This window comes from Pseudomonas sp. v388 (assembly GCF_003935425.1).
In the GTDB taxonomy this organism is placed as follows: domain Bacteria; phylum Pseudomonadota; class Gammaproteobacteria; order Pseudomonadales; family Pseudomonadaceae; genus Aquipseudomonas.
Window position 1 is genome coordinate 254,096 of the sequence record NZ_RHQN01000002.1, and the last position, 24,733, is coordinate 278,828.

General features: G+C 62.0%; 25 protein-coding genes. 11 read left to right on the forward strand and 14 right to left on the reverse strand.

Going from position 1 to position 24,733, the window contains the following annotated elements; translation table 11 throughout:
* Window positions 1–78 precede the first annotated feature (78 nt).
* The 4 genes from EGJ27_RS05315 to EGJ27_RS05330 form a co-directional block, all read right to left on the reverse strand.
* Window positions 79–2,151, reverse strand: coding sequence for a GGDEF domain-containing protein (locus tag EGJ27_RS05315; protein ID WP_125829684.1), 2,073 nt, complete (start codon window positions 2,149–2,151; stop codon window positions 79–81).
* Window positions 2,148–3,023 carry an endonuclease/exonuclease/phosphatase family protein gene (locus EGJ27_RS05320; protein ID WP_125829685.1) on the reverse strand — a complete coding sequence of 292 codons (876 nt, stop codon included), beginning with the start codon at window positions 3,021–3,023 and terminating at the stop codon, window positions 2,148–2,150. The genes EGJ27_RS05315 and EGJ27_RS05320 overlap by 4 nt, the downstream gene beginning before the upstream one ends.
* An 8-nt stretch (window positions 3,024–3,031) precedes the next feature.
* The gene (locus EGJ27_RS05325; RefSeq protein ID WP_125829686.1) at window positions 3,032–3,673 is read right to left on the reverse strand and encodes a thiol:disulfide interchange protein DsbA/DsbL; all 642 of its coding nucleotides are present in this window, start codon (window positions 3,671–3,673) and stop codon (window positions 3,032–3,034) included.
* Between the two features lie 152 nt (window positions 3,674–3,825).
* Window positions 3,826–4,443, reverse strand: coding sequence for a cytochrome c (locus EGJ27_RS05330; protein WP_125829687.1), 618 nt, complete (start codon window positions 4,441–4,443; stop codon window positions 3,826–3,828).
* Between the two features lie 350 nt (window positions 4,444–4,793).
* Between EGJ27_RS05330 and yihA the strand changes: the two genes are divergently transcribed.
* A complete protein-coding gene (yihA, locus tag EGJ27_RS05340; protein WP_125829689.1) occupies window positions 4,794–5,429 on the forward strand; it encodes a ribosome biogenesis GTP-binding protein YihA/YsxC in 636 nt (211 codons plus the stop codon).
* 240 nt (window positions 5,430–5,669) lie between these two features.
* Here the strand turns inward: yihA and polA are convergent, their stop codons facing one another.
* Window positions 5,670–8,432: a DNA polymerase I gene (gene polA / locus EGJ27_RS05345; RefSeq protein ID WP_125829690.1), complete on the reverse strand. Its 2,763-nt coding sequence runs from the start codon at window positions 8,430–8,432 to the stop codon at window positions 5,670–5,672.
* A 74-nt stretch (window positions 8,433–8,506) separates the two neighbouring features.
* On the opposite strand from polA, the gene EGJ27_RS05350 reads away from it, so the two are divergent.
* Window positions 8,507–8,794 (forward strand): DUF2782 domain-containing protein, encoded by a 288-nt coding sequence (locus tag EGJ27_RS05350; protein WP_125829691.1) that lies wholly within the window; start codon window positions 8,507–8,509, stop codon window positions 8,792–8,794.
* A gap of 36 nt (window positions 8,795–8,830) precedes the next feature.
* Entirely contained in the window at window positions 8,831–9,781 is a 951-nt protein-coding gene (locus tag EGJ27_RS05355; protein ID WP_125829692.1) for a homoserine kinase, read from the forward strand.
* Between the two features lie 183 nt (window positions 9,782–9,964).
* Here the strand turns inward: EGJ27_RS05355 and EGJ27_RS05360 are convergent, their stop codons facing one another.
* Window positions 9,965–10,894, reverse strand: coding sequence for a zinc ABC transporter substrate-binding protein (locus EGJ27_RS05360; protein WP_125829693.1), 930 nt, complete (start codon window positions 10,892–10,894; stop codon window positions 9,965–9,967).
* A gap of 68 nt (window positions 10,895–10,962) precedes the next feature.
* On the opposite strand from EGJ27_RS05360, the gene EGJ27_RS05365 reads away from it, so the two are divergent.
* From EGJ27_RS05365 to EGJ27_RS05380, 4 genes are read left to right on the forward strand one after another with little or no spacing between them, the layout of a single operon-like run.
* On the forward strand, window positions 10,963–11,445 hold the full coding sequence (locus tag EGJ27_RS05365) for a Fur family transcriptional regulator (RefSeq protein WP_125829694.1): 483 nt from the start codon (window positions 10,963–10,965) through the stop codon (window positions 11,443–11,445).
* Window positions 11,445–12,242, forward strand: coding sequence for a zinc ABC transporter ATP-binding protein ZnuC (znuC, locus tag EGJ27_RS05370; RefSeq protein ID WP_125829695.1), 798 nt, complete (start codon window positions 11,445–11,447; stop codon window positions 12,240–12,242). Before EGJ27_RS05365 ends, znuC begins: the two co-directional genes overlap by 1 nt.
* Window positions 12,235–13,023 (forward strand): zinc ABC transporter permease subunit ZnuB, encoded by a 789-nt coding sequence (znuB, locus tag EGJ27_RS05375; RefSeq protein ID WP_125829696.1) that lies wholly within the window; start codon window positions 12,235–12,237, stop codon window positions 13,021–13,023. Before znuC ends, znuB begins: the two co-directional genes overlap by 8 nt.
* A gap of 38 nt (window positions 13,024–13,061) precedes the next feature.
* A complete protein-coding gene (locus EGJ27_RS05380; protein ID WP_125829697.1) occupies window positions 13,062–13,778 on the forward strand; it encodes a PA5502 family lipoprotein in 717 nt (238 codons plus the stop codon).
* A 187-nt stretch (window positions 13,779–13,965) separates the two neighbouring features.
* Here the strand turns inward: EGJ27_RS05380 and katE are convergent, their stop codons facing one another.
* Window positions 13,966–16,116: a catalase HPII gene (katE, locus tag EGJ27_RS05385; protein WP_125829698.1), complete on the reverse strand. Its 2,151-nt coding sequence runs from the start codon at window positions 16,114–16,116 to the stop codon at window positions 13,966–13,968.
* A gap of 311 nt (window positions 16,117–16,427) precedes the next feature.
* On the opposite strand from katE, the gene EGJ27_RS05390 reads away from it, so the two are divergent.
* From EGJ27_RS05390 to EGJ27_RS05400, 3 genes are read left to right on the forward strand one after another with little or no spacing between them, the layout of a single operon-like run.
* Complete coding sequence (locus tag EGJ27_RS05390; protein WP_125829699.1) at window positions 16,428–17,435, forward strand: methionine ABC transporter ATP-binding protein; 1,008 nt, start codon at window positions 16,428–16,430, stop codon at window positions 17,433–17,435.
* Window positions 17,435–18,109 (forward strand): methionine ABC transporter permease, encoded by a 675-nt coding sequence (locus EGJ27_RS05395; protein WP_125829700.1) that lies wholly within the window; start codon window positions 17,435–17,437, stop codon window positions 18,107–18,109. Before EGJ27_RS05390 ends, EGJ27_RS05395 begins: the two co-directional genes overlap by 1 nt.
* Window positions 18,110–18,163: 54 nt before the next feature.
* Window positions 18,164–18,937, forward strand: coding sequence for a MetQ/NlpA family ABC transporter substrate-binding protein (locus tag EGJ27_RS05400; RefSeq protein ID WP_125829701.1), 774 nt, complete (start codon window positions 18,164–18,166; stop codon window positions 18,935–18,937).
* Window positions 18,938–19,072: 135 nt separating this feature from the next.
* Here the strand turns inward: EGJ27_RS05400 and EGJ27_RS05405 are convergent, their stop codons facing one another.
* Genes EGJ27_RS05405 through EGJ27_RS05425 form a run of 5 tightly spaced genes read right to left on the reverse strand, consistent with a single transcriptional unit; the run spans window position 19,073 to window position 22,967 of the window.
* Window positions 19,073–19,705: an SCO family protein gene (locus EGJ27_RS05405; RefSeq protein WP_125829702.1), complete on the reverse strand. Its 633-nt coding sequence runs from the start codon at window positions 19,703–19,705 to the stop codon at window positions 19,073–19,075.
* Window positions 19,702–20,601, reverse strand: coding sequence for a heme o synthase (gene cyoE, locus EGJ27_RS05410; protein WP_125829703.1), 900 nt, complete (start codon window positions 20,599–20,601; stop codon window positions 19,702–19,704). The genes EGJ27_RS05405 and cyoE overlap by 4 nt, the downstream gene beginning before the upstream one ends.
* A 1-nt stretch (window position 20,602) precedes the next feature.
* Window positions 20,603–21,652, reverse strand: coding sequence for a heme A synthase (locus EGJ27_RS05415; protein WP_125829704.1), 1,050 nt, complete (start codon window positions 21,650–21,652; stop codon window positions 20,603–20,605).
* A 12-nt stretch (window positions 21,653–21,664) separates the two neighbouring features.
* Entirely contained in the window at window positions 21,665–22,237 is a 573-nt protein-coding gene (locus tag EGJ27_RS05420; RefSeq protein ID WP_125829705.1) for a hypothetical protein, read from the reverse strand.
* Window positions 22,215–22,967 (reverse strand): SURF1 family protein, encoded by a 753-nt coding sequence (locus EGJ27_RS05425; protein WP_125829706.1) that lies wholly within the window; start codon window positions 22,965–22,967, stop codon window positions 22,215–22,217. Before EGJ27_RS05425 ends, EGJ27_RS05420 begins: the two co-directional genes overlap by 23 nt.
* 72 nt (window positions 22,968–23,039) lie before the next feature.
* Between EGJ27_RS05425 and EGJ27_RS05430 the strand changes: the two genes are divergently transcribed.
* Complete coding sequence (locus tag EGJ27_RS05430) at window positions 23,040–23,243, forward strand: twin transmembrane helix small protein (RefSeq protein ID WP_125829707.1); 204 nt, start codon at window positions 23,040–23,042, stop codon at window positions 23,241–23,243.
* A 30-nt stretch (window positions 23,244–23,273) separates the two neighbouring features.
* Here the strand turns inward: EGJ27_RS05430 and EGJ27_RS05435 are convergent, their stop codons facing one another.
* Both EGJ27_RS05435 and EGJ27_RS05440 read right to left on the reverse strand, forming a co-directional pair.
* Complete coding sequence (locus EGJ27_RS05435; RefSeq protein ID WP_125829708.1) at window positions 23,274–24,164, reverse strand: cytochrome c oxidase subunit 3; 891 nt, start codon at window positions 24,162–24,164, stop codon at window positions 23,274–23,276.
* An 11-nt stretch (window positions 24,165–24,175) separates the two neighbouring features.
* A complete protein-coding gene (locus tag EGJ27_RS05440) occupies window positions 24,176–24,733 on the reverse strand; it encodes a cytochrome c oxidase assembly protein (RefSeq protein WP_125829709.1) in 558 nt (185 codons plus the stop codon).

Consider the following 24,733-nt stretch of genomic DNA (forward strand, 5'->3'; position numbering starts at 1 on the left):
AACAGCATAACAAAATGAGCGCCAATAGCTCGGCCGTTGAGGCAGAGCAGGCTGAACGGTTGCTTCCAAATGTTTCGATCAGACGGGCTCGACCCTGTTGCGACCGTTTTCCTTGGCGCGGTACAGCGCCTGATCCGCGCGCTTGAGTGCCGCATCGCTACGCTCGCCGGGCTGCAATGCCGTAACGCCCATGGACACGGTGATGGTGACCCGCTCGCCCTTGAAGTGGAACGGGCAGGCTTCGACCGCCGCACGCAACTCATCGAGCAACGGCACGCCTTCGTTCAGCGCGGTGGCGGGCAACAACATGACGAATTCCTCGCCGCCGAAGCGGGCCAGGAAATCCTTCGGGCGCAGGCGTTTCTTCAGTACGTTGGCGACGATCTTCAGCACCTTGTCGCCGGCCAGATGACCGTAGCCGTCGTTGATGCTCTTGAACCGGTCCAGATCCAGCATGCACACCAGCAGGTTGTCCTTGCGCTGCTGCCAGTGGGCCATTTCCTGTTCCAGCCGCTCGCTCCAGGCGGCACGATTGGGGAGCGCGGTCAGCGGGTCGATCAGCGCTTTCTGTCGTTGTTCTTCCAGATGGGTGCGGAAGCTCTGGGCCTCCTGCTCCATGCTTGCGACCCGGGCAGCTAGACCTTGCAAGCGGGCGGCCACTTCCTGTTCACGGTCGTCACGCTTGCGCTGGTAATCGTCCATTGTGGTCAACAGACCTTCGAGTCGGTTATCCAGCACCTGCTTGAGGCTGCTCAGGTCCGACGCGTCCTGAACGCTGCTTTGCAATCCGCCGACCTGCTCGCGCAGCTGCTCGTTGAGATCGCGGACGGAGGTCTGACTCTCGGCGTGATCCTCGCTGGCGGCCTGCAAATGGCTCTGGAATGACTCCAGTCGCTCATTGAGTTCCTTGAGATACACTCCGAAAGCCTGTTGCTCGCCGTTGTTGATGGCAAGCATCAGCACCGCCAGATCGTCGAGGATCGGCAGCAGTTCGTACCAGTTAAGCCCATGTTTGAGACGTAACTGCATGGCCTCGACCTGCGGGCGGTGATGCTCGGACAGCGTCAGGTCATTGAGTAGCCCCAGCAGGGTGTCCTCGATGTGCGCGGCCACCGAGCTGTAGCTCGGTTCCGGCGAGCAGGGCAGTGCGTAAGCGGCATCCTCGGCGTCCTCTTCTTCGGAAGACGGGTCGGCAGAGGCTTCAACCGGCTCGGGCGCATGTTGATAGGCAACCAGCGGCGTCGGCGTCAGCATTGCTTCCAGATCGACGACGTCGGCCTGCTGCACCTCGGCAGGTTCCGGCAGTGCATCTGCACGCGGGCCGGCAACGGGTTCGGCCTGCTGAACCTGCGCCGTAGCGACAGCAAGCACGGCAGGCTCCGGCGCTAACGGCAAGTCCGGCTCGTCACTGGCCTGAACAGCAGCGGCGGGCAGCTCGGGCTCCGGCTCCAGCTCCAGCTCGGCAGCGGACTCAGCCTCGACAGTGACCGGAGGCGCGGCCGTTGCAGTAGAAGCCGTCGGTTCGGGTTGCCCGGGAGGCGGCGTCTGAGTGTCGCGGGTGTCAGGGGCGGTCTCGACCGGGCTGGCGACGGGCGCGGTCTCGGCAGGCAAGGTTTCGACCTGTTCCTCACGCGAGCCGAACAGGCGTTGCAGCAGGCCGGGGCGGGGGCCGTCTTCGTCCTTTTCCAGAGCGCTGAGCGCCTTGCCCTGCAAGCCGCTCAATTCGCTCAACAGCAGCGGCAGCTCACGCGCCTGGGAGGCACGATCATCCAGATCCTTGGCGAACCGCTTGAGCGGCTTGCGCACTTCACGGGGAAGCGGCAACGCCTGCAACTGCTGAACCAGCGCGTTCAACGCGGTCAGGGTCTGGCCGGCGCGCACTTCGCGGCGCTGCTCGGAGTCGAGCACGGCTTTTTCCAGGCGGGGAATCAATGCGGCCAGACCGGCATCCATGTCGTCCTTGCGCACGATTTCGCGCATTTCCTTCATGCATTCGTCTACCGCGCGGTCAGAGCCTTCTGCGGCCAGACTGCTGCGCACCAGGCCCCGGCGCAGCAGGTCGAGGCGGGCGCTCCAGCGCTTTTCGAGCTTATCCTGCTGCTCGATGCCCTTGAGATACTTCTCTCTCCAGCGCTCGGCTTCGTCGCTCATGCAAGCGGTCCACCAGCAACCACGGGCAGGGAATCCCCGCGCAGGGAGTCAGGCAGGCGGATCTCTACCGCAACGGGCAGGTGATCTGAAATGGGTTGCGCCAGGACCTGAAAACGTTCCAGCGTCAGGGTCGGGCTGAGCAGAATGTGATCAAGGCAACGCTGAGGACGCCAGCTGGGGAAAGTCGCTTCCAGCTGCGGCGCCAGCAGGCCAAGGTCGCGCAGCGGCGAAGATTCGAGCAGGTCATTGGCGTGGGTGTTCATGTCACCCATCAGGATCTGGTGGCGATAACCGCCGATCAACTCGCGAATGTACGCCAATTGCCGAGTGCGGGTCCGCGTGCCCAAGGCCAGGTGCATCATGACCACGATCAACGCGTCATCACCTTCACCGAAACGAACCAGAATCGCGCCGCGTCCGGCCGGACCGGGCAGCGGGTGATCTTCGATCTTGGTCGGCCTAAGCCGACTCAGCACGCCATTGCTGTGCTGGCCGAAGCGTCCAAGGTTGCGATTGAGTTGCTGGTACCAGTAGGGAAACGAGCCCAACTGGGCGAGGTGCTCGACCTGATTGACGAAGCCGGAACGCAGGCTCCCGCCGTCGACTTCCTGCAGGGCGACCAGATCGAAGTCATTGAGCAACTGGCCGATTTTCTGCAGGTTGCCCGCCCGACCTCCGTGAGGCAGCAGATGCTGCCAGCCGCGGGTCAGGTAATGACGGTAGCGTTCGGTGCTGATGCCCACCTGGATATTGAAACTGAGCAGGCGCAGCCGGCCATCTTCCGGCAAACCGCTTTGCGTCAGATGCAGTTCGTTGACCTGCGGTTCATGCAGGCCAACGACTCGCTCGGTGCCCTTGCCCCAGCGGCGCATGGCGGGCGTTACTCGGCTTTGCCGGCTGCACGCTCTTTGGCGATCAGCTGGTCGGCTACCTGCAGAGTGGCTTCCGGACCGCCGGAAGTGCCCAGGTCAAAACGATACTTGCCGTTGACGATCATGGTCGGAACGCCGGTGACTTCGTACTTCTTGGCCAGTTCCTTGTACTGGGCGATCTTGCCCTTGACGGTGAAGGAGTCGAAGGTCTTGAGGAATTCGTCCTTGTCGACGCCTTGAGTGGCGACGAATTCAGCCATGTCTTTCTTGTCGGTCAGACGCTTGCCGCCCTTCTGGATGGCTTCGAATACCGCAGCGTGAACCTTGTGCTCTACACCCATGGTGTCGAGGGTGATGAACAGCTGGCCATGGGCATCCCAAGGACCGCCGAACATGGCCGGAATACGCACGAAATTAACGTCGGCCGGCAGCTTCTCAACCCAAGGATTGATGGTCGGCTCGAATGCATAGCAGTGGGGGCAGCCGTACCAGAACAGCTCCACGACTTCGATCTTGCCTGGCTCGGCGACAGGCACAGCGCTGCTCAGTTGGACATATTGCTTGCCAGCCTGAACAGGTTCGGCGGCCTGAGCGGACATACCGAACAGACTGGTGGCAACCAGAGCGGCGCTGATGATCAGATTACGCATGCTTAACTCCTGGACTGATGAAATCGCCTTCAAGCGACACGGTTTTCGACCGGTCGCCAAGGTTTGAGTTCGGTAGTGTAACGCTCGTCATCACAAAAAAGGGCAGCCGAAGCTGCCCTTTTTGCATATGCCCCGAAACCGGCGGCGCGGACTCAGTGCAGGCCCTGGATGTATTGCGCCAGGGCTTCGATGTCCTTGTTGCTGAGTTTGGCGGCGATGGAACGCATGACCATGGTGTCGCCGTCGTTGGTGCGCTCGCCTTCACGAAATGCCGTCAATTGTTTCTTGATGTAGTCGGCGTGCTGGCCACCCAGATGCGGGAACCCGGCTTGCGCGTTGCCGCTGCCGTTGGGCGAATGACAGCCGGTGCAGGCCGCCAGCCCTTGGTCCAGTTTGCCGCCGCGGAACAGAGCCTCGCCTCGGGCAACCAGATTCGGATCGGCGGCGCCGACGCTGCCTTTTTGCCCGGCATAGAACGCGGCGATGTCCGCCAGGTCCTGTTCGGTCAGGTTGTTGAGCAGGCCGGTCATCTCCAGGACGACACGCTTGCCGTCCTTTATCTCGTGCAGTTGCTTGAGCAGGTACCGCTCGCCCTGGCCGGCGATCTTCGGAAAGTTGGGCGCCATGCTGTTGCCGTCCGGACCATGACACGCGCCGCATACGGCCGTCTTGGCCTGCCCGGCGGTTGCGTCGCCGACTACCGTTTCAGCGGCCTGCACCGAGCTGCAGATGCCAAGCGCCAACAGCATACTCACGAGTAATTTGTTCATCAGGTAATCCAAGTCGGCTAAAAGGTGAAAAGTTAGGTAGCAGATGACTTGCTCATCCAGAGGACGATGGTTCGCAAATCCTGACTACTGCGGTCCTTGCACATTCCACGCGGCGGCATCGCTTTGAATCCTGTGAACAGCTGATCCAAGCCTCCTTACTCAGCAAAAACCTTTCAGGTTGAAAGCGGACTGCGTTCTAATGCGCATATTAGTTCTCGCTTTCGTGCTCTTCCTCCCGATGACGGTCGAAAGCACACACAAAATTTGCGGCATTATATACTCGAGCTACCCAAACGGAAACGACACCTCTTGCCGCACCCTTTGCAGGCAGGGCCTTCACCGGAAATCACATGCAACTCAAGAACCCGATCCTCGGTCTGTGCCAACAGGCCACGTTCATGCTCAGCGCCGCCAAGGTCGACCAGTGCCCCGACGACGAAGGCTTCGAAGTCGCTTTCGCCGGCCGTTCCAACGCCGGCAAGTCGAGCGCGCTCAACACGCTGACTCACGCCAGTCTGGCGCGCACTTCCAAAACGCCGGGGCGCACCCAGCTGCTCAACTTCTTTGGCCTGGACGAAGACCGTCGCCTGGTGGATTTGCCCGGTTACGGCTACGCCAAGGTGCCGATCCCGCTCAAACTGCACTGGCAGCGTCACCTGGAAGCGTATCTGGGCAGCCGCGAGAGCCTGAAAGGTCTGATCCTGATGATGGATATCCGTCATCCAATGACCGACTTCGACATTCTGATGCTCGACTGGGCCATCGCCAGCCAGATGCCGATGCATATCCTGCTGACCAAGGCCGACAAACTGACCTACGGCGCGGCCAAGAACACCCTGCTCAAGGTTCAGGCGGAAATCCGCAAGGGTTGGGGTGACGCGGTTTCGATCCAGCTGTTCTCGGCGCCAAAGCGCATGGGCCTGGAAGAAGCCTACACCGTGCTGGCCGACTGGATGGAATTGGAAGACAAAGTGCCTGCCGAATAAATCGCAGGCAAAAAAAACCCCGGACTTCGTATGGGGAGGGGGAAGAACGGGGTTCAAGGTCCAGACCCTTAGGGAGGGGGCCGGATATCTGCCAACACTTAACACAACATAGGAGCATGACTGGCTTCGCGGCCAATCGAGAGGTCTGACCCGTTCCGGGAAGGTTAAGTTCCGCCAGACGAGAAATGTTCTTGTCCGGCAGCCTGTCGGCGAGTCTGCGAACAGGCTCGCCTTGCGCCGTCAGTGCGCCTCGTCCCAGTTGTTGCCAACGCCCACCTCGACCAGCAACGGAACGGCCAGCTCGGCCGCACCGCTCATGTGCGGGCGGATCTGCTCGCTGATCTGATCCACCAGGTCTTCGCGCACTTCCAGCACCAGTTCGTCGTGCACCTGCAGGATCACTCGGGCATCGAGCCCGGAAGTGTCCAGCCAGCCATTCACCTCGACCATGGCGCGCTTGATGATGTCGGCGGCGGTGCCTTGCATCGGCGCGTTGATCGCCATGCGTTCCGCGCCTTTGCGCAGCGAAGGGTTCTTGGCGTTGATGTCCGGCAGATACAGGCGCCGACCAAAGATGGTTTCCACGAAGCCTTGCTCGGCAGCCTGGGCGCGGGTGCGTTCCATGTAGTCGAGCACGCCCGGATAACGCGCAAAATAACGGTCCACGTAAGCCTGGGACTGCTTGCGGTCGACGCCGATCTGCTTGGCCAGGCCAAATGCGCTCATGCCATAGATCAGACCGAAGTTGATGGCCTTGGCGCTGCGGCGCATGTCGGTGGTGACATTCTCCAGCTCGACGCCGAACACCTCCGCCGCCGTGGCGCGGTGCACGTCCAGGTCATTGCGGAAAGCGTGCAGAAGACCTTCGTCCCTGGCGAGGTGCGCCATGATGCGCAGTTCGATTTGCGAGTAGTCCGCCGCCAACAGCTTGTAGCCTTTCGGCGCGACGAAAGCCTGGCGAATGCGGCGGCCTTCGGCGGTGCGGATGGGAATGTTCTGCAGGTTCGGGTCACTGGACGACAGGCGTCCGGTCACCGCCACGGCCTGATGGTACGAAGTGTGGATCCGTCCGGTACGCGGGTTGATCTGCTCGGGCAGCCGGTCGGTGTAGGTGCTCTTGAGCTTGCTCATCGAGCGGTACTGCATCAGCACCTTGGGCAGCGGAAAATCCTGCTCGGCCAGTTCTGCCAGCACCGCTTCGGCGGTGGATGGCTGGCCGGTAGCGGTTTTGCTCAGGATCGGCATGCCGAGCTTTTCATACAGAATGACGCCCAACTGCTTGGGCGAGCCAAGGTTGAATTCTTCGCCGGCGATGGCAAAGGCTTCGCGCTCCAGCGCGGTCATCTTGTCGCCCAGCTCGACGCTCTGGATGCCGAGCAGGTTGGCATCGACCAGCGCACCCTGGCGTTCGATGCGCGCCAGAACCGGCACCAATGGCATCTCGATCTCGTTCAGCACCGGCTGCAAGGTCGGGATGGCCGCGAGCCTGGCCTGGAAGACTTCGTGCAGGCGCAGGGTCAGGTCGGCTTCTTCGGCGGCGTAGATGCCGGCCTGTTCCAGTGCGATCTGGTCGAAGGTCAGCTGCTTGGCACCCTTGCCGGCGATGTCCTGGAAATTGATCGGCGTGTGGGTCAGGTACTTGGCAACCAGGCTGTCACGGTCATGGCGAGTCGCGGTGGAGTCCAGCACGTAGGATTCCAGAATGGTGTCGTATTTCACGCCCTGCAGGTCGATGCCCTGCTGCGCGTCGCCACCAATCGCGCAGTTGGCGAGCAGGTTGATGGCGAACTTGGCGTGCTGCCCAACCTTGATGCGCGATGGGTCTTCAAGCAGCGGCTTGAGTGCCAGAAGCACGGTATCGCGGTCCAGCTGCTGCGGCACGCCCATGTACGAATGCGTCAGCGGGATATAAGCGGCTTCATGAGTCTGGATGGCGAACGACAAACCGACCAGTTGGGCCCGCTGGGCGTCGGTGCCGTTGCTCTGGGTCACGAAGGCGAACAGCTCGGTGCTTTCGAGCTTCTTCAACCAGGCGTCGAACTGTGCCTGCTCAAGAATGACTTCGTAGGAGGCTTCCTTGATCACCACCGGCTCTTCGACCACCAGCTCCTGTCCGGCGCGCTTGGCGTCACGTTGCAGGTCTTCGATCCAGCTCTTGAATTCCAGCTCGGCATACAGCTCCAGCAGGGCGTCGCGATCCGGCTCGCCGCAATGCAGCTGATCCAGCTCGATATCCAGCGGGACATCGACCTTGATGGTTGCCAGCTCGTAAGAGAGGAACGCCATGGTGCGGTGTTCTTCGAGCTTGGCCGCCAGCGTCTTGGCGCCGCGAATCGGCAGGGTCGCCACGGCTTCGAGATTGCCGTAAAGCTCTTTCAGGCCGCCGCCGACGCCTACCAGCAGGCCCACGGCAGTCTTTTCACCCACGCCGGGAACGCCTGGGATGTTGTCGACCTTGTCGCCCATCAGCGCCAGGTAATCGATGATGTGCTCAGGGCCGACGCCGAATTTTTCCTTCACGCCCGCCACGTCCAGCACGCTGCCGGTCATGGTGTTGACCAGCGTGATGTGGCCGTCGACCAGCTGGGCCATGTCCTTGTCGCCGGTGGAGATGATGACCGGCCGGTCCGCCGCGGCGCTGCTGCGTGCCAGGGTGCCGATCACGTCGTCCGCTTCCACGCCTTCCACGCACAACAGCGGGTAGCCCAGACCTTTGACGCAGGCGTGCAACAAGTCGACCTGCACCCGCAGGTCATCCGGCATGCTCGGGCGGTTGGCCTTGTATTCAGCGAACAACTCGTCACGAAACGTGCCGCCCTTGGCATCGAAGACCACGGCGAACGGGCTTTCCGGATACTGGCGGCGCAGGCTCTTGAGCATGTTCAGCACGCCCTTGACGGCGCCGGTCGGCAACCCCTTGGAGGTGGCCAGCGGCGGCAGTGCGTGGAATGCGCGGTAAAGATACGAAGAACCGTCCACCAGGACGAGGGGGGCTTGGCTCATGAGCAGAATCAACCTTTTCGGCGGGGTCGGCGCTAGAATGCGAGGACCATTGACGACAAAGGGATAAGGTTATCATGCGCGCAGCTAATCGACTGTTGTTGACCGGCCTGTTGGCTTTCTGCCCGATGATCGCTTTCGCGGCAGAAGACGCGCCATCGGCGGCTCCGGACGTTACTATCCGCACCGACGGCGACAGGACCATCCAGGAATACCGCCAGAACGGCTTCCTGTACGCTGTGAAGATCACTCCGAAAGGGGGTAAACCTTATTTTCTGGTCCGCGCCGATGGCACGAGCCCCAATTTCATTCGTTCGGACCAACCGGACATGCTGATTCCCCAGTGGGAAATATTCAGCTGGTAACGCCCTTCATTCACTTAACTTGTTGGCAATCTCGATATGTCCGTTTTTACCCCACTGGCTCGGCCCGAGCTGGAAACATTTCTCGCCCCTTATGGGCTTGGCCGTTTGCGTGACTTTCAGGGCATTGCCGCCGGTAGTGAAAACACCAACTATTTCATCAGCCTGGAGCAGGGCGAGTTCGTGCTGACGCTGGTCGAGCGCGGGCCGGTTCAGGAGATGCCGTTCTTCATCGAATTGCTGGATGTGCTGCACGATGCCGACCTGCCGGTGCCATATGCGCTGCAGACCACCGACGGCCAGGCGCTGCGGGAGCTGGCCGGCAAGCCTGCACTGCTGCAACCGCGGTTGCCGGGCAAGCACATCAAGGAACCCAACACCCAGCATTGCGTCGAGATCGGTGCGCTGCTGGGCAAGTTGCACCTGGCGACCCGCGAGCATGTGCTGGAACGCAGGACCGACCGCGGCCTTGACTGGATGCTGAGCGAAGGGCGCGACTTTCTTTCGCATCTGGGCGACGGACAGCGGGCATTGCTGGACAAGGCGCTCAAGGAAATCGGCGAACTCAAGGCGCAGATTCTGGCGCTGCCTCGCGCCAACCTGCATGGCGACCTGTTCCGCGACAACGCGTTGTTCGAAGGCACCCACCTCACCGGCGTAATCGATTTCTACAACGCCTGCTCGGGGCCGATGCTCTACGACCTGGCCATTGCCCTGAACGACTGGTGTTCACGGCAAGACGGCCAGATCGACCCGGTTCGCGCCCGCGCATTTCTGGGTGCTTACGCGGCGCTGCGTCCGTTCACGGCTGCCGAAGCCCAGCTGTGGCCGACCATGCTGCGCGTGGGTTGCGTCAGGTTCTGGTTGTCACGCCTGATCGCCGCCGAGTCGTTCGCCGGGCAGGATGTGCTGATTCATGACCCGATGGAATTCGAAAGCCGCCTGGCTCAGCGCCAGGATGTACACATTCCGTTGCCGTTCGCGCTCTGATGATCCGCCGGGAGGCTGCGTTGCAGCCTGTCGCGGGCAAGCGGACCCCCGCACGACCAGACCTGTAGGACCGGCTTTAGCCACGAAGAGGCCGGTCGATCCGCAGAATATGTAGTGTCTGAAACCACATATTCGCGGCCAAGCGGAGCGCTGCCCGATCCGCTGGCCACAGGCCAAGTGGTGTCAGAGGCTTTCCAGACAGCCCGCCAGATCGTCGCCTAGCTTCTGCAACACTTGCTCATAGCCATGGGCCGTCGCCTCGGTGTAGCCGCCAAGCGCGTCCAGCTCTGCGAGCTTGACCGGCAGACCTGCCGTCAGGGTTTCGGCCAGGCGCGGGCGCAACGGTGGTTCGCTGAACACGCAGGTCTTGCCGGCTTCCTTCAAACGATCACGCATCGCCGCCACATGTTGCGCGCCGGGCTGGATTTCGGCCGCCACGGCGAACACGCCAGCGTGCTTCAAGCCATAGGCATCTTCGAAATAATCGAAGGCTTCGTGAAATACGAAATAGGGCTTGTCCGCGAGGGGGGCAACGCGGTTCTTGATCCGCGCATCCAGTGCGTCCAGGCGCCTGGCGAAGGCTTCGGCGTTCTGTTTGTAGCGCGCGGCATTGCCCGTGTCCGCGGCGCTCATGTCGCTGGCCATTCTGGCGGCGATGACTCGGGCATTGACGGTCGACAGCCACAGATGGGAGTCCAGGCTGCCGGGCATGTGATCGTGATCATGATCGCTGCCGCCGTGGTCATGGTCGTCGTGCGAGGCATTATCCGTCGCGAAATGACGCAGTTTCATGCCGGACAAGCTCTGCACTGCCACAGCGGGCTTGCTGCGGCCCTGAATGACGCGCGGCAGGAAGCTCTCCATGTCCGGGCCAATCCAGTAGAACAGCTGCACGTCCCTGACACGCCGTACATCGGATGGCCGCAGCGCGTAGTTATGCGGCGACGCACCCGGTGGCAACAGCACTTGCGGCTTGCCCACTCCGTCCTGCACAGCCGCGGCGATCAGTTGCAGGGGCTTGATACTGGTCAGGACCTGAACATCGGCCTGAACCGGCGCGACAACCAGCAAACTGGTCGATAAAAAAGCAAAAAGGTTTAAAAGACGACGCACGTGATCCACTCATGTAAGGCAGGAACGGGTAACATAATAACGTCTCTCACAATTATCGTCGCCCGCTCATGACTATTACACCTCTGGCCAGCCGCCCACATGATCATTCCCACTGCGTGCATTCGGCCCTCACCGAAGCCGATACGCTGTGCGCCCGGCAAGGTCTGCGCCTGACGGCGCTGCGTCGCCGTGTGCTGGAACTGGTCTGGCAAAGTCACAAGCCGCTGGGTGCCTACGACATCCTTGCGGTGCTCAGCGACGAAGACGGCCGCCGCGCCGCGCCGCCGACCGTTTATCGGGCGCTGGATTTCCTGCTGGAAAACGGCCTGGTGCATCGGATCGCATCGCTCAACGCATTCACCGGCTGTAACCACCCGACCCACGCGCATCAGGGCCAGTTCCTGATCTGCCGCGAGTGCCACGCCGCCATCGAGCTGCAGCACGAAAGCATCAGCAACGCGGTGGTGAATGCCGCCGCTGAAGTCGGCTTCATGGTGGAAGGGCAGACAGTCGAAATCGTCGGTATCTGCTCCGGTTGCAAGGCCGCCTGATGAGCACAGCCTTGATTCGCCTGGAGCGGGTTGCGGTCACGCTTTCCGGGCAAAACGTACTGGATAACATTCAGCTAAGCGTAGAGCCTGGGCAGATCGTCACCTTGATCGGCCCCAACGGCGCCGGCAAGACGACCCTGGTGCGAGCGGTGCTCGGATTGCTCAAGCCGGACGCAGGCACGGTATGGCGAAAACCCAAGTTGCGGATCGGTTACATGCCGCAAAAGCTGCACGTCGACCAGACATTGCCGCTTTCGGTGCTGCGCTTTCTGCGCCTGGTGCCGGGCGTCGATCGGGCCGCCGCGCTGGCCGCGCTCGAAGAAGTCGGCGCGGGAAAGGTCATCGACAGCCCGTTGCAAGGGATCTCCGGCGGCGAGATGCAGCGCGTCCTGCTGGCCCGTGCGTTGCTGCGCAAACCTGAACTGCTGGTGCTCGACGAGCCGGTCCAGGGCGTGGATGTTGCCGGGCAGGCCGAGCTGTACAGTCTGATCACCCGCCTGCGCGACCGCCATGGCTGCGGCGTGCTGATGGTCTCCCATGATCTGCATCTGGTGATGAGCACCACTGACCAGGTGGTGTGCCTGAACCGGCACGTCTGCTGCTCGGGGCATCCCGAACAGGTCAGCCACGATCCGGCGTTCGTCGAGCTGTTCGGCAAGAACGCGCAAAGCCTGGCGATCTATCACCACCACCACGACCACGCCCACGATCTGCACGGCGAAGTGGTGAGCGATGCCTCGCCCGCCGCACCCCACGTTCACACACATGTTCACGGAGACAGCTGCAAGCATGGCTGATTTTCTACTCTACGCCTTGCTCGCAGGCCTGGCCCTTGCTGTCGTTGCCGGCCCGTTGGGATCGTTCGTGGTCTGGCGGCGCATGGCGTATTTCGGCGACACCTTGTCCCACGCGGCGCTGCTCGGCGTTGCCCTGGGTTTTCTGCTGGATGTCAGCCCGACCATCGCCGTGACCTGCGGCTGTCTGCTGCTGGCGATCCTGCTGGTGACGCTGCAACAGCGCCAGCCGCTGGCGTCCGATACGCTGCTGGGCATTCTGGCGCCCAGCACTTTGTCGCTGGGGTTGGTGGTGCTGAGCTTCATGCATGAAGTGCGTATCGACCTGATGGCCTACCTGTTCGGCGACCTGCTGGCGATCAGCCCGACCGACCTGGCGTGGATTATGGGCGGCAGCGCGTTGGTGCTGGTGCTTATCGTCGCACTGTGGCGGCCGCTGCTGGCGATCACCGTGCATGAGGAACTGGCGAAGGTCGAAGGGCTTCCTGTGGCTGCGTTGCGCATGACCCTGATGCTGCTGATTGCCGTGGTCATCGCAGTAGCCATGAAGATCGTCGGCGTGTTGCTGATCACCTCGTTGCTGATCATTCCCGCCGCTGCGGCACAGCGTCACGCCCGCTCACCGGAACAAATGGCACTGGGCGCGAGTCTGTTGGGCGTGACGGCAGTGGGTATTGGGCTATCGTTGTCCTGGTTCAAGGACACGCCAGCCGGGCCGTCTATCGTCGTCTGCGCCGCAGCGCTGTTCTTGCTCAGCTTTGTTCTCCCCAAGCGAGCGGTGTAGACTTGCTCGTTTTTTGCGCAAACTAGAGAATCGCAGGAATGAAGCCGCTCGCCTCACGCTATCTGCTGCTGGTCGCATTTTCCGTCCTGTTGGGTGCCTGCCAAAGCACGCCAACGGTTGAAACGCCCGTGGCCGAAGTCCAGCCAGATGGGTTTGCTCAGCTTGAACAAAGCATTGCCGGCAATGAGCTGGCGACCGCTGAAGAGCAGTTGGCCGCCTTGCAGGCCTCTGCACCGGATGACGCCCGACTTGAACCCGCCCAGCGCAGGCTGGCGGAAGCTTATCTGAGCCGTAGCCAGATCGGTTTGCAGAAGGGCGACATGAACGCCGCCGCCACTGCACTGACCCGCGCCCGCGCATTGATGCCCAAGGCTCCGGCATTGACCAGTGGTGTCAATGGCGCCATCGCCCACGCGCGCAAGGCCGAGCTGGAAAAGGCGGAAGCCGAATTGCGTGAAGCCGAAGCGCGGCGGGTCGCGAAGCTGATCGATCCGTCAGCCGAAAGCACCACCATCGACCTTAAAATCGGCGATATGGCAGAGTTGCGTCGGCAGTTGGATGCCATCGCGGCGGATACCGTAGCGTTCAATTGCGAAGTGCTGATCGTGGTGCCGCGCACCGATGATTATCCGTGGCTGGCCACGTTGCTGACCAAGCGCGTGGTGAAGCTCAACCCGAGTTTCGAACTGGAACTGCGCCGCCAGATCGACCGCACCGAACACGCTCGGATCGTCCTGACTCCCGCCAGGTCCTGATAGATTCATTTGCCGGCCAGCGACACGCGTGGCCCGTAGGAGCGACCGGGGCGGCGTTCCGCCTTGCTCACGAAGAGGCCGGTACATCCGCATTAGATTTAGCGGCTGAACACATGCCTTCGCGGACAAGCGGAGCGCCGTCCGGTCCGCTCCTACAGGTCTATTGCCTGCAGGAGCGGCGACTTGGTCAGGCCGGAACAGCCTTGGCCTTCGGCTCACGTGCCCACACCCGATGCTGGGCGATGGCGTTGAAGAACGCTTCGTAGGAAGCGCTATCGGACACCACCAACAAACCGGCGTCTTCATCCAGATGCAGCAGCTGAAGCAACGACTTGGCCTCGCCGGACAGCGAGATGGCCTTGAGGTGCTTGTAGGCTTCCAGGATGTAGTGCAGCGCCACGCCGTCGGTGCTCAGTGCCTTGATCGAATCCGCGCCGCCCGGTACGAATACCGCATCGAATGCGATCGATGGCAGACCTTCCGCCGAAGCATCCACCGGCAGTGTCTTGCCATCCGCCGTTGTCACCGGCGCCGACGTCGGGCCGAGGACCTTGGCATGAGCGCCTTTGGCAGCCAGCGCGGCTTTCATGGTCTCGACGGCCGTGCCATCTACCCCGTTGGCGACCAGAATCGCGACCTTGCGGGACACGATGTCACCTGACAGCAGGTTTACCTGGCTCAGCGCCGGCGATTCCTTGATCGAGGTATCGCGTGCAGGCACGGTCCCGGCAGTGGGTGCCGGCAAGCCCAGATTGGCGGCCACGCGGCTGGCCAGTTCCAGGTCGATGTTAGCGAGGATCTCGTTGACCTGACGCGCCCGAATGAACTCGCGATCCACCTTGCCCAGCTCGAAGCTGTAGGCCGCGATGATGTGCTCTTTCTCGTGATGGCTCATGCTCTGGAAGAACAGCGTCGCCTGGGAGAAATGATCCGAGAACGACTCGCTGCGCTCACGCACTTTGTGCGCTTCGATGCGCTCAGGATAGGTCTCGAAACCGCCGTCCACAGGACCGGCCGGTGTTTCCTTCGGCCAGCCGCCATCGATGGAGTTGGGCTCGTAGGAAGCGCGGCCCTTGTCGATAGTGGTGCGATGCTGGGCATCACGTTGACCATTGTGGTTCGGCGCGACCGGGCGGTTGATCGGGATCTCGTGGAAGTTCGGTCCACCAAGACGGCTGATCTGCGTGTCGGTGTAGGAAAACAGGCGGCCCTGCAGCAGCGGGTCGTTGGAGAAATCGATACCCGGCACGATGTGGCCCGGGCAGAACGCGACCTGCTCGACTTCGGCGAAGAAGTTGTCCGGGTTGCGGTTGAGCACCATCTTGCCCAGCGGCGTCACCGGCACCAGTTCTTCGGGAATGATCTTGGTCGGGTCGAGCAGGTCGAAGTCGAACTTGTGCTCGTCTTCTTCCGGCACGATCTGCACGCCCAGTTCCCATTCCGGGTAGTCGCCCATCTCGATGGACTCCCACAGGTCGCGGCGGTGGTAGTCGGTGTCCTTGCCGGCCAGCTTCTGCGCTTCATCCCAGACCAGCGAACAGACGCCTTGCTTGGGCTTCCAGTGGAATTTCACGAAGGTCGATTTACCTTCGGTGTTGATCATGCGGAAGGTATGGATACCGAAGCCTTGCATGGTGCGCAGGCTTTTCGGAATAGCACGGTCGGACATGGCCCACAGCACCATGTGCGCGGATTCAGGCACCAGCGACACAAAATCCCAGAACGTGTCGTGCGCCGAGCCGCCGGTTGGAATTTCGTTGTGTGGCTCAGGCTTCACCGCATGCACGAAGTCCGGAAACTTCACGGCGTCCTGAATGAAGAAGACCGGCATGTTGTTGCCGACCAGATCGAAGTTGCCTTCCTCGGTGTAGAACTTGACTGCGAAGCCGCGCACGTCACGCACGGTGTCGCCCGAGCCGCGCGGGCCTTGCACGGTGGAGAAGCGCACGAACACCGGCGTCTTGTGCTCAGGATTGCGCAGGAAACCGGCCTTGCTGAGGGCACCGTGGTTTTCATAGGTCTGGAAGTAACCGTGAGCCGCCGTGCCGCGGGCGTGAACGATGCGCTCCGGGATGCGTTCATGGTCAAAGTGCGTGATCTTTTCACGCATGATGAAGTCTTCCAGCAGCGACGGGCCGCGGCTGCCGACCTTGAGTGTGTTCTGGTTGTCAGCGATCTTCACGCCGTGGTTGGTGCGCAGCGCTTGCTCGGTGGCATCGGAGCGGAACTGCTCGAGTTGGTCCAGCTTGGCGTTGGTGTTGCCACGGTCGAGGGTGTCGGTGCCTGCCAGTGCGCTTTTGGCGGTGTCGCCCAAAGGCGGCTTGTTTTCGCTAGCCATCAGTCTTGCTCCTCGGTTACCACCCAGTCATGAGCTGGGTTTGGTTAAGTCCGACTCCCGCGGCAAACGCAAGGAATCACGGTATCCAAGAAATGACAAAAATTGATAACAGCCGTTCCGTCGGCGTTACGGCCAATGGCGCCAGCGGTTGCCTTATGTCACTTACGCAGCGTCGCCGACAAATAAATGCTAAGCACTGCCGCCCGGACAGGCTAAAATGCGCGCCCGGCTCAATCCGGCCGGGGTAACGAAGCAAGTGGCATCGTGCCCACTGCGCTGATTTCTTAACGCGCCCCCACAAGGTTCGCTCCGTGATCGAGTTTCATAACGTCCACAAAACCTATCGGGTGGCAGGCAAGGAAATACCGGCCCTGCACCCTACCCGCCTGAGCGTCGAAAATGGCCAGGTGTTCGGCCTGATCGGTCACTCCGGCGCCGGCAAGAGCACGTTGCTGCGCCTGATCAACCGGCTGGAAGCCCCGAGCGGCGGGCAGATCGTGGTCGATGGTGAAGATGTCACCGCACTCGACGCCAATGGCCTGCGCCGCTTCCGCCAACAGGTCGGGATGATCTTCCAGCACTTTAATCTGCTGGCATCCAAGACCGTGGCGGACAACGTCGCCATGCCGCTGACCCTGGCCGGCGACATGCCCCGCGCCCAGATCGACCAGCGTGTGGCCGAGTTGCTGGCGCGCGTCGGGCTGTCCGACCACGCCAAAAAGTACCCGGCGCAACTGTCCGGCGGCCAGAAACAGCGTGTCGGCATTGCCCGCGCCCTGGCGACCAAGCCCAAGATTCTGCTGTGCGACGAAGCCACCAGCGCACTGGACCCGCAGACCACGGCGTCGGTCCTGCAACTGCTGGCCGAGATCAACCGCGAGCTGAAGCTGACCATCGTGCTCATCACCCACGAAATGGACGTGATCCGTCGCGTCTGTGACCAAGTGGCGGTAATGGATGCCGGCGTGATCGTCGAGCAAGGCAACGTGGCGGATGTGTTCCTGCACCCCAAGCACCCGACCACCAAGCGTTTCGTGCAGGAAGACGAGCAGGTCGACGAGAACGAACAGCGCGACGATTTCGCTCATGTACAGGGCCGCATCGTGCGCCTGACGTTCCAGGGCGAGGCGACCTATGCACCGCTGCTGGGCACCGTTGCCCGGGAAACCGGCGTTGACTACAGCATCCTGGCCGGTCGCATCGACCGCATCAAGGATACGCCTTACGGGCAGCTGACACTGGCCATCACCGGCGGCGACATGGACGCCGCCTTCGCGCGCTTCACGGCTGCGGACGTGCATATGGAGGTCCTGCGCTGATGGACGCTTTTCTGAATCTGTTTTCCAACGTCGATTGGTACGAAATCTGGGTCGCCACCGGCGATACCCTGATCATGCTCAGCGTCTCGCTGGGCTTCACCATCCTGTTCGGCCTGCCGCTGGGCGTGCTGATGTTCCTTACCTCGCCGCGTCAGTTGCTGGAGCACAAGCAGTTGTATGCCACGGTCGGCCTGATCGTGAACATGTTGCGGGCGCTGCCGTTCATCATCCTGCTGATCGTAATGATGCCGCTGACCGAAATCATCACCGGCACCTCGCTGGGCATCCTCGGCACCCTGCCGCCGCTGATTGCCGGTGCGACGCCGTTCTTCGCCCGTCTGGTGGAAACCGCCTTGCGGGAAGTGGATCGCGGCATCATCGAAGCGACCCAGGCCATGGGCGCCACGACCCGGCAGATCATCGTCAAGGCGCTGCTGCCTGAGGCGCGCCCCGGCATTCTGGCGGCGATCACGGTCACGGCGATTGCGCTGGTGTCCTTCACCGCCATGGCCGGTGCCGTGGGCGCCGGCGGCCTGGGCGACCTGGCTATCCGTTACGGCTACCAGCGCTTCCAGAACGATGTGATGTTCGTGACGGTCGTATTGCTGTTGGTACTGGTGCAGATCCTGCAAACCGTCGGCGACCGACTGGTTGCGCACTTCACTCATCGTTGACCGAATCAGTTGGCAACGGCCGTCTCGGGCCGGGCCATCCCAAGGAGTTGTTGCATGAAAAAACTACTGGCCGTATTTGCTGCGGTGACCGCGCTGTCTGCGCAGGCCAACGAAACCCTGACCGTCGCGGCGTCCGCCGTGCCGCACGCCGAGATCCTCGAGTTCGTGAAGCCGACGCTGGCCAAGGAAGGCGTGGACCTCAACATCAAGGTGTTCAACGATTACATCCAGCCGAACGTGCAGGTGTCCCAGAAGCGCATGGACGCCAATTTCTTCCAGCACCAGCCGTACCTGGATGAATTCAACAAGGGCAAGAACACCGATCTGGTGGCTGTCGCCAAAGTCCACGTCGAGCCTTTCGGTGCCTACTCGGACAAGTTCAAGAAGCTGGAAGACCTGCCCGGTGGTGCAAACGTCGCACTGCCCAACGACGCCACCAACGAAGGCCGCGCCCTGTTGCTGCTGGCCAAGGCCGGCCTGATCACCCTCAAGGACCCGACCAGTATCCTGGCCAAGCCTTCGGACGTGGTGACCAACGTCAAGGACCTGAAATTCCGCGAGCTGGAAGCGGCAACGCTGCCGCGCGTGCTGACTCAGGTCGATCTGGCGCTGATCAACACCAACTATGCCCTGAGCGCCAAGCTGGACCCAACCAAGGACGCGCTGATCATCGAAGGTGCTGAATCGCCTTACGCCAACATCCTGGTTGCCCGCCCGGACAACAAGGATTCGGACGCCATGAAGAAACTGGCCGCCGCCCTGAACAGCCCTGAAGTCAAAGCGTTCCTGGTCGAGAAATACAAAGGCGCCGTGGTTCCGGCCTTCTGATCCTGCACATATGACCTGTGGGATGTGGGAGCGGACTTGTCCGCGAAGACATAATTACAGACGCAGCAGATGTTGCGAATGTACCGACCTTTTCGCGGACAAAGCGGGGGCCGCCCGGTCCGCTCCCACGCTGCGTTAATGACGCTGCAATAACATCGGCAACCGCTCTACCAGCTTCTGCCCGTTCAGCGGCGCGCGGATGAAGCCGCGTTGCCTGCCGTCCGGGCCGAGCAGGGCGAGGTTGCCGCTGTGGTCGACGGTGTAGTTGGGCTTGCTGGTGTCGGCGGGAATGAACGGAACGCTCACCGCATTAGCCAGTGTCTGGATGTCCGCCACCGGCGCACTCAAGCCAATGTACTGCTTGTCGAAGTAGCCCAGGTACTCATTGAGCCGCTGCGGCGTATCGCGGTTGGGGTCGACGCTCACCAGCACCACCCGCAGCCTGTCCGCATCCTCTGTGGATAACTCGCTGCGAATCTGCCGAATCTGCGCCAGTGTCGTCGGGCAGATGTCCGGGCAGAAGGTGTAGCCGAAGAACAGCAGCGTCCACTTGTCCTTCAATTGATCCACCGCCACCGGTGCACCGTTCTGGTCGAGCATTTGCAGGTCGGGCAGGGTGCGGCTTTGCGGCAGCAGGATGATCCCAGCGTCGATCAGCGCCATCTGGTCGTCCGAGCCTTTGCCGGACAGCACGCGGTACACGGTCAGGCCCATGATGAGCGCCACGAGGGCGACCAGGATGAATACGGTTTTCTGATTTCGGGTCATGAGTTCGGCAACAGATAGTGGTCGGCGAGCAGCGCGATAAACAACAGCAGCAGATACCACACAGAGTATTTGAAGGTGTCGATTGCCGCGTGCGGTCGTTTGCCAAGGTACAGCACCCAGCTCCACCACAGGAAGCGCATTCCCAGTACGGTCGCACACATCAGGTACAACACGCCGCTCATATGAATGGCGTAGGGCAACAGACTCACCGCCAGCAGAATGCAGGTATAAAACACGATATGGACTTTGGTGTATCGCTCGCCGTGGGTGACCGGCAGCATCGGAATATCAGCCTTGGCGTACTCAGCTCTGCGATGGATCGCCAGGGACCAGAAGTGCGGCGGCGTCCAGGCAAAAATGATCAGCGTCAGCAGCAGGGCCTCGGCGTCCAGGCGGCCGCTGACCGCCACCCAGCCTAGCAGCGGTGGCGCAGCGCCGGCCAGGCCGCCGATGACGATGTTCTGCGGTGTGGCGCGCTTCAGGAAACCGGTATAGACAACCGCATAACCCAGCAGCGAAGCAAGGGTCAGCCACGTCGTGAGCGGATTGGTGAACGTCAGCAGCAACGTCTGTCCGGTGACTGCCAGCAGCAGGGCAAAGACCAGCGCGGCGCCGGGCGCTATGCGCGCTTGAGCCAGGGGCCGCTGACGGGTGCGCGCCATGATCGCGTCGATACGGCGATCCACCACATGATTGATGACCGCCGCGCCCGCTGCACACAGGCCGATCCCCAGATTACCGAACACCAGCACCGTCCACGGCAAGGGCTGCCGGGTCGCAAGCAGCATGCCGACACTGGCTGTCACCAGCATCAGGATCACAACCCTGGGTTTGGTGAGTTCCAGATAATCACGCCACAGCAGCGTCTGCCGTCGCGTTCGGGTGATGGGTAGCATGTCATCGCATCCTTCGAGTGAGTCCGCCGAACCTCAGTCCATTGAACGGGTCATGAGCGGCCGGCTGCGCCGTCGAATGCGCCAGCCGATAGTTGATCGACACCAGACTCAACAGCAGCGCTGCGCCTCCGGCGTTGTGGGCCAATGCGATCCCCAACGGCAAATGCAGCAGCACATTGCTGAGGCCCAGCCCGAGTTGCGCGAACAGCACCAGCATCAGAGTGGCGGCCAGTTTTCCGAGCCCGGCGCGCAGCAGATGCCAGGCCAGCATGGAAAGCGTGCTCACCACCAGCAGCGCGCCGATGCGATGGGTCAGGTGAATGGCCGTGCGCGCCTCGCTGTCGAGCCGTCCGCCCAGGTAATTGGGGCCGATGTGCTGGTGGACATGGAAGGCGTTGGTGAAATCCGCATCGGGCCACCATTGGCCTTGGCAGGTCGGCAGATCGGTGCAGGCCATGGCCGCGTAGTTGGCGCTGACCCAACCGCCCAAGGCGATCTGCGTCACGACCAGCAGCAGACCGAACCGCGCCAGACGGCGCAGTGGCGCGGGATAGCTCAACCGGATCGAGGCGATGCCGGCCAGACGCAGCGTCAATACCAGCAACAGGCTCAAGGTCGCGAAACCGCCCAGCAGATGCGTCACCACCACGGGCGGCCAGAGTTGGAGGGTCACGGTCCACATCCCGAATGCGGCCTGGGCCACGACCACCGCCAGGATCAGCAGCGGCAGCTTCAGCGGCTGATCCGCCAGATGCCGGGTGCGCCAGGCCTGTACGGCCAGCAGCAGAATGGTCAGTGCCAGCGCGCCGGCAAAGTACCGATGAATCATCTCGCTCCAGCCTTTGTCCGCCTCCACCGGCGCATGGGGAAAATGCAGTTGCGCGTGGGCCAGTTGAACATCGTTGCTGGGTACGGCGATAAATCCGTAGCAGCCGGGCCAGTCTGGGCAGCCCAGCCCGGCGTGGGTCAAGCGCGTGTAGGCGCCGAGCAGCACCACCACCAGCGCCAGCAGCGTGGCGAGCAAGGCGAGACGAAATCCGGGCCGGGTCATGGCGACCTCCCTTTATCCGATGTTCGATAACTTCAGCAGTCGTCGCAGGTCGTCGAGCAGATCCTTGCCTTTGACCCGAGCGCCGTAACGCAGCACCAGGTTGCCGTGGGGGTCGATGATCCACAGCTGAGGCTCGTCCAGGCCCGGAACGGTTTGCCAGTAGCGGGCCAGATCCAGCGGATAACGCTTCAATTCGGCGTACTCGCGTTGCAGCTTTTCGGCATAGCCGGCATCGGGCGCCTGCCCGGTCGCCAGGGCATGGCTGGCGCGGGCGGCATCCCGGCCAAGGCCGATCTGAACCTGACGCGCCAGGTACACCAACTGCTGGCAGTCGGTTGCGCAGCGGGTCGGCGCGCTGACCAGCAACTGCCAGCGCCGCTCATCGGCGCTGACGCCCAGGTCGGCCCGGCTCTGGCCGGTGGCGATCAACTGGCCGTGATAGGTGCGGCCTTTGGGGACCCAGAACCCAAGGTGATACATGCTGGTCGCCAGTACCATCGGCACGACGGCTACCAGAATCAGCAGCACCAGTTGCAGGCGCCCACGGCGCCGGACCCGCGGTTCAGAGATCACGGTGGGGTTCATGACTGCTCCTGTGCTGGATAACCGCCTGACGCTGTTTGCCCTGATGCCAGCCCAGATAGCCGTAGAGGACCAATAACGCCAAGGCCAGGGCGAACCACTGCACCGCGTAGGCCACATGCTTTTCCGGCCCCATCGCCACCACCGGCCAATCGACCCGGTTGGCCGCAGGTCCAGGCTCCAGGCGCAGCGCATGGGGATAGCCTTCGCGACCCAGTTCGAGCCAGAGCGCTTCCGGCTCGACCGAGTTCACCAGCTTCGGCCACGCATGGGTTGGCGCATCGGCTCGCAGACGAAACGCCTTGCCGGGGGTTTCATACACCCAGGCGGTGAGTTCCAGGCGCTGATCCGGCGTGTCGAAAGCCGGCAGCGCGCGTCGGTCCGGCCAGGGCAGCCAGCCCCGGTTGACCAGCAACCACAGGCCACTGGCGTGATCGAGAAAGGGTTGCAGCAGTTCGACCCCGCCTTTGCCGTCCCGAATGGCATTGTCCAGCAGCACGCTGTGCTCGGGATCGAAGCGGCCCTGCATCCGCAGGCGCCGCCAGGCCGGTTCGTCCGCATAGAGAATCTGCGTCGGGCTGACCGGCTCGGCCGCCCGGCGCTCGGCATAGTGGCTGAGTATCTCGCGCTTTTCCGCGCCGCGGCTCAATTGCCAGAACCCCAGGGACACCAGGGTCGGCAATAACATCAGGACGATCAATGTGGGCAGCCAGCCAGGGGAAAAACGCCTCATACCGGCTGCCCGACCCAATCAAAAGCCCTGCCTATACTCCAATGCACCATCGCGATTGCTCCTGGAGTTCACATGCTCAAAGCAGCGATTGTTCTTATGTTGGCCGCTACCGTGACCAGCCTGTTCAGCGGCCTGTTTTTCCTGATCAAAGACGACAGCCAGTCCACCCGACTGGTCAAGGCCCTGGCCCTGCGCGTCATCCTCGCCGCGCTGACCCTGGCGTTGATCGCCTGGGGTTTCTACAGCGGCCAGCTGGTTTCGCATGTGACCTGGTAAGTCCAGAACACAGCGCGCGTGCGCGAGCGGTTACAGCACGTACACAAAAATGAACAGGCCGACCCACACCACATCCACGAAATGCCAGTACCAGCTTGCCGCCTCAAATCCGAACTGGTGATCGGCATCAAAATGCCCGCGCAGGATGCGCATCAGCATGACGAACAAAATGATGGTGCCGATGGTGACATGGGCGCCGTGAAATCCGGTGAGCATGAAGAACGTTGCGCCATAGATTCCCGAACCCAGGGTCAGGCCCAGCTCGTGATAGGCGTGCACATATTCCTCGGCCTGCAGCGCAATGAAGGTCCAACCCAACAGAATGGTCAGCGCCAGCCAGCGCTTGAGCGCCGTTCGATGGCCTTGCTTGAGCGCGTGGTGGGCGAAGGTGATGGTCACGCTGGAGCTGACCAGCAACACCGTATTGATCAGCGGCAGTTTCCAGGGGTCGATGATGCCTTTGGGCGCTGGATAGAGCTTGGGGTCGGGCGTGTCGAGCATCGGCCAGGTGTACTCGAAGTTCGGCCACAGCATATTGGAAACGGCATTGGCGCCTTCGCCGCCCAGCCATGGGCCGGACAGGACGCGCACGTAAAACAGCACGCCGAAGAACGCCAGGAAGAAACTCACTTCGGAAAAGATGAACCACGCCATGCCCCAGCGGAACGAGCGATCCATCTGTGCGCTGTAGAGTCCGGCCCGGCCTTCGCGCACGACCGCACCGAACCAGCCGAACATCATGTACGCCACCAGCAGCGCTCCGACGAAGAAAATCAGCGGCCCGTTCGATTCCGGCCGTCCGGCCTTCATGTCGTTGAACCAGGTGCCCAGGCCGAACATCGTGATCAGCAATGCCAGGGTGGCAATGATCGGCCACTTGCTCTGGGCGGGAACGTAATAGTGCTCGTGGGGCGTCGTCATGTCTGGCCTCCTTAACCGCCGCTGTGGGCGACGGGTGTTGCAGGCTTCTGGCTGGGAGTAATGTCGAACAGCGTGTAGGCCAGCGTCAGGTGTTTCACGTCGTCGGGCAGGTCACGGTCGACGATGAAACGCACCGGCATTTCAATCCGCTCGCCGGGCTTGAGGTGTTGCTGGGTAAAGCAAAAGCACTCGGTCTTGTGAAAATAGGCAGCCGCCGGCCCCGGCGAAACGCTCGGCACCGCCTGGGCGGTCATGGGTTTGTCAGTGGGGTTCTGCGCGATGAACACCATCTCGTTCACCGCGCCGGGATACACCTCCAGCCGATCGGCCTTGGGATAGAACGCCCAGACCATATTCGCCGCGTTGGTCGACATGAACTGCACGCGGATCTGGCGCGTCTGATCGACCGATTGCACACCCTGATAGGCGTCGCCGGTCTTGCCGTTGATGCCGAACGCCTTGCACATCACGTCGTACAGCGGCACCAGCGCGAAGCCGAACGCAAACATCGCCACCACAATCAGCAGCAGCCGTGGAACCAGCCATTTGGTCGAGCGGGATTCGTCCAT

Coding starts and splice junctions, on each gene's coding strand:
- EGJ27_RS05430 (WP_125829707.1), top strand. CDS start 23,040: ATGCTCAAAGCAGCGATTGTTCTTATGTTGGCCGCTACCGTGACCAGC.
- polA (WP_125829690.1), bottom strand. CDS start 8,432: ATGAGCCAAGCCCCCCTCGTCCTGGTGGACGGTTCTTCGTATCTTTAC.
- EGJ27_RS05330 (WP_125829687.1), bottom strand. CDS start 4,443: ATGAACAAATTACTCGTGAGTATGCTGTTGGCGCTTGGCATCTGCAGC.
- EGJ27_RS05425 (WP_125829706.1), bottom strand. CDS start 22,967: ATGAGGCGTTTTTCCCCTGGCTGGCTGCCCACATTGATCGTCCTGATG.
- cyoE (WP_125829703.1), bottom strand. CDS start 20,601: ATGCTACCCATCACCCGAACGCGACGGCAGACGCTGCTGTGGCGTGAT.
- EGJ27_RS05415 (WP_125829704.1), bottom strand. CDS start 21,652: ATGACCCGGCCCGGATTTCGTCTCGCCTTGCTCGCCACGCTGCTGGCG.
- EGJ27_RS05350 (WP_125829691.1), top strand. CDS start 8,507: ATGCGCGCAGCTAATCGACTGTTGTTGACCGGCCTGTTGGCTTTCTGC.
- EGJ27_RS05315 (WP_125829684.1), bottom strand. CDS start 2,151: ATGAGCGACGAAGCCGAGCGCTGGAGAGAGAAGTATCTCAAGGGCATC.
- katE (WP_125829698.1), bottom strand. CDS start 16,116: ATGGCTAGCGAAAACAAGCCGCCTTTGGGCGACACCGCCAAAAGCGCA.
- EGJ27_RS05395 (WP_125829700.1), top strand. CDS start 17,435: ATGGACGCTTTTCTGAATCTGTTTTCCAACGTCGATTGGTACGAAATC.
- EGJ27_RS05355 (WP_125829692.1), top strand. CDS start 8,831: ATGTCCGTTTTTACCCCACTGGCTCGGCCCGAGCTGGAAACATTTCTC.
- znuC (WP_125829695.1), top strand. CDS start 11,445: ATGAGCACAGCCTTGATTCGCCTGGAGCGGGTTGCGGTCACGCTTTCC.
- EGJ27_RS05320 (WP_125829685.1), bottom strand. CDS start 3,023: ATGCGCCGCTGGGGCAAGGGCACCGAGCGAGTCGTTGGCCTGCATGAA.
- yihA (WP_125829689.1), top strand. CDS start 4,794: ATGCAACTCAAGAACCCGATCCTCGGTCTGTGCCAACAGGCCACGTTC.
- EGJ27_RS05435 (WP_125829708.1), bottom strand. CDS start 24,164: ATGACGACGCCCCACGAGCACTATTACGTTCCCGCCCAGAGCAAGTGG.
- EGJ27_RS05405 (WP_125829702.1), bottom strand. CDS start 19,705: ATGACCCGAAATCAGAAAACCGTATTCATCCTGGTCGCCCTCGTGGCG.
- EGJ27_RS05365 (WP_125829694.1), top strand. CDS start 10,963: ATGACTATTACACCTCTGGCCAGCCGCCCACATGATCATTCCCACTGC.
- EGJ27_RS05380 (WP_125829697.1), top strand. CDS start 13,062: ATGAAGCCGCTCGCCTCACGCTATCTGCTGCTGGTCGCATTTTCCGTC.
- EGJ27_RS05325 (WP_125829686.1), bottom strand. CDS start 3,673: ATGCGTAATCTGATCATCAGCGCCGCTCTGGTTGCCACCAGTCTGTTC.
- EGJ27_RS05440 (WP_125829709.1), bottom strand. CDS start 24,733: ATGGACGAATCCCGCTCGACCAAATGGCTGGTTCCACGGCTGCTGCTG.
- EGJ27_RS05420 (WP_125829705.1), bottom strand. CDS start 22,237: ATGAACCCCACCGTGATCTCTGAACCGCGGGTCCGGCGCCGTGGGCGC.
- EGJ27_RS05400 (WP_125829701.1), top strand. CDS start 18,164: ATGAAAAAACTACTGGCCGTATTTGCTGCGGTGACCGCGCTGTCTGCG.
- znuB (WP_125829696.1), top strand. CDS start 12,235: ATGGCTGATTTTCTACTCTACGCCTTGCTCGCAGGCCTGGCCCTTGCT.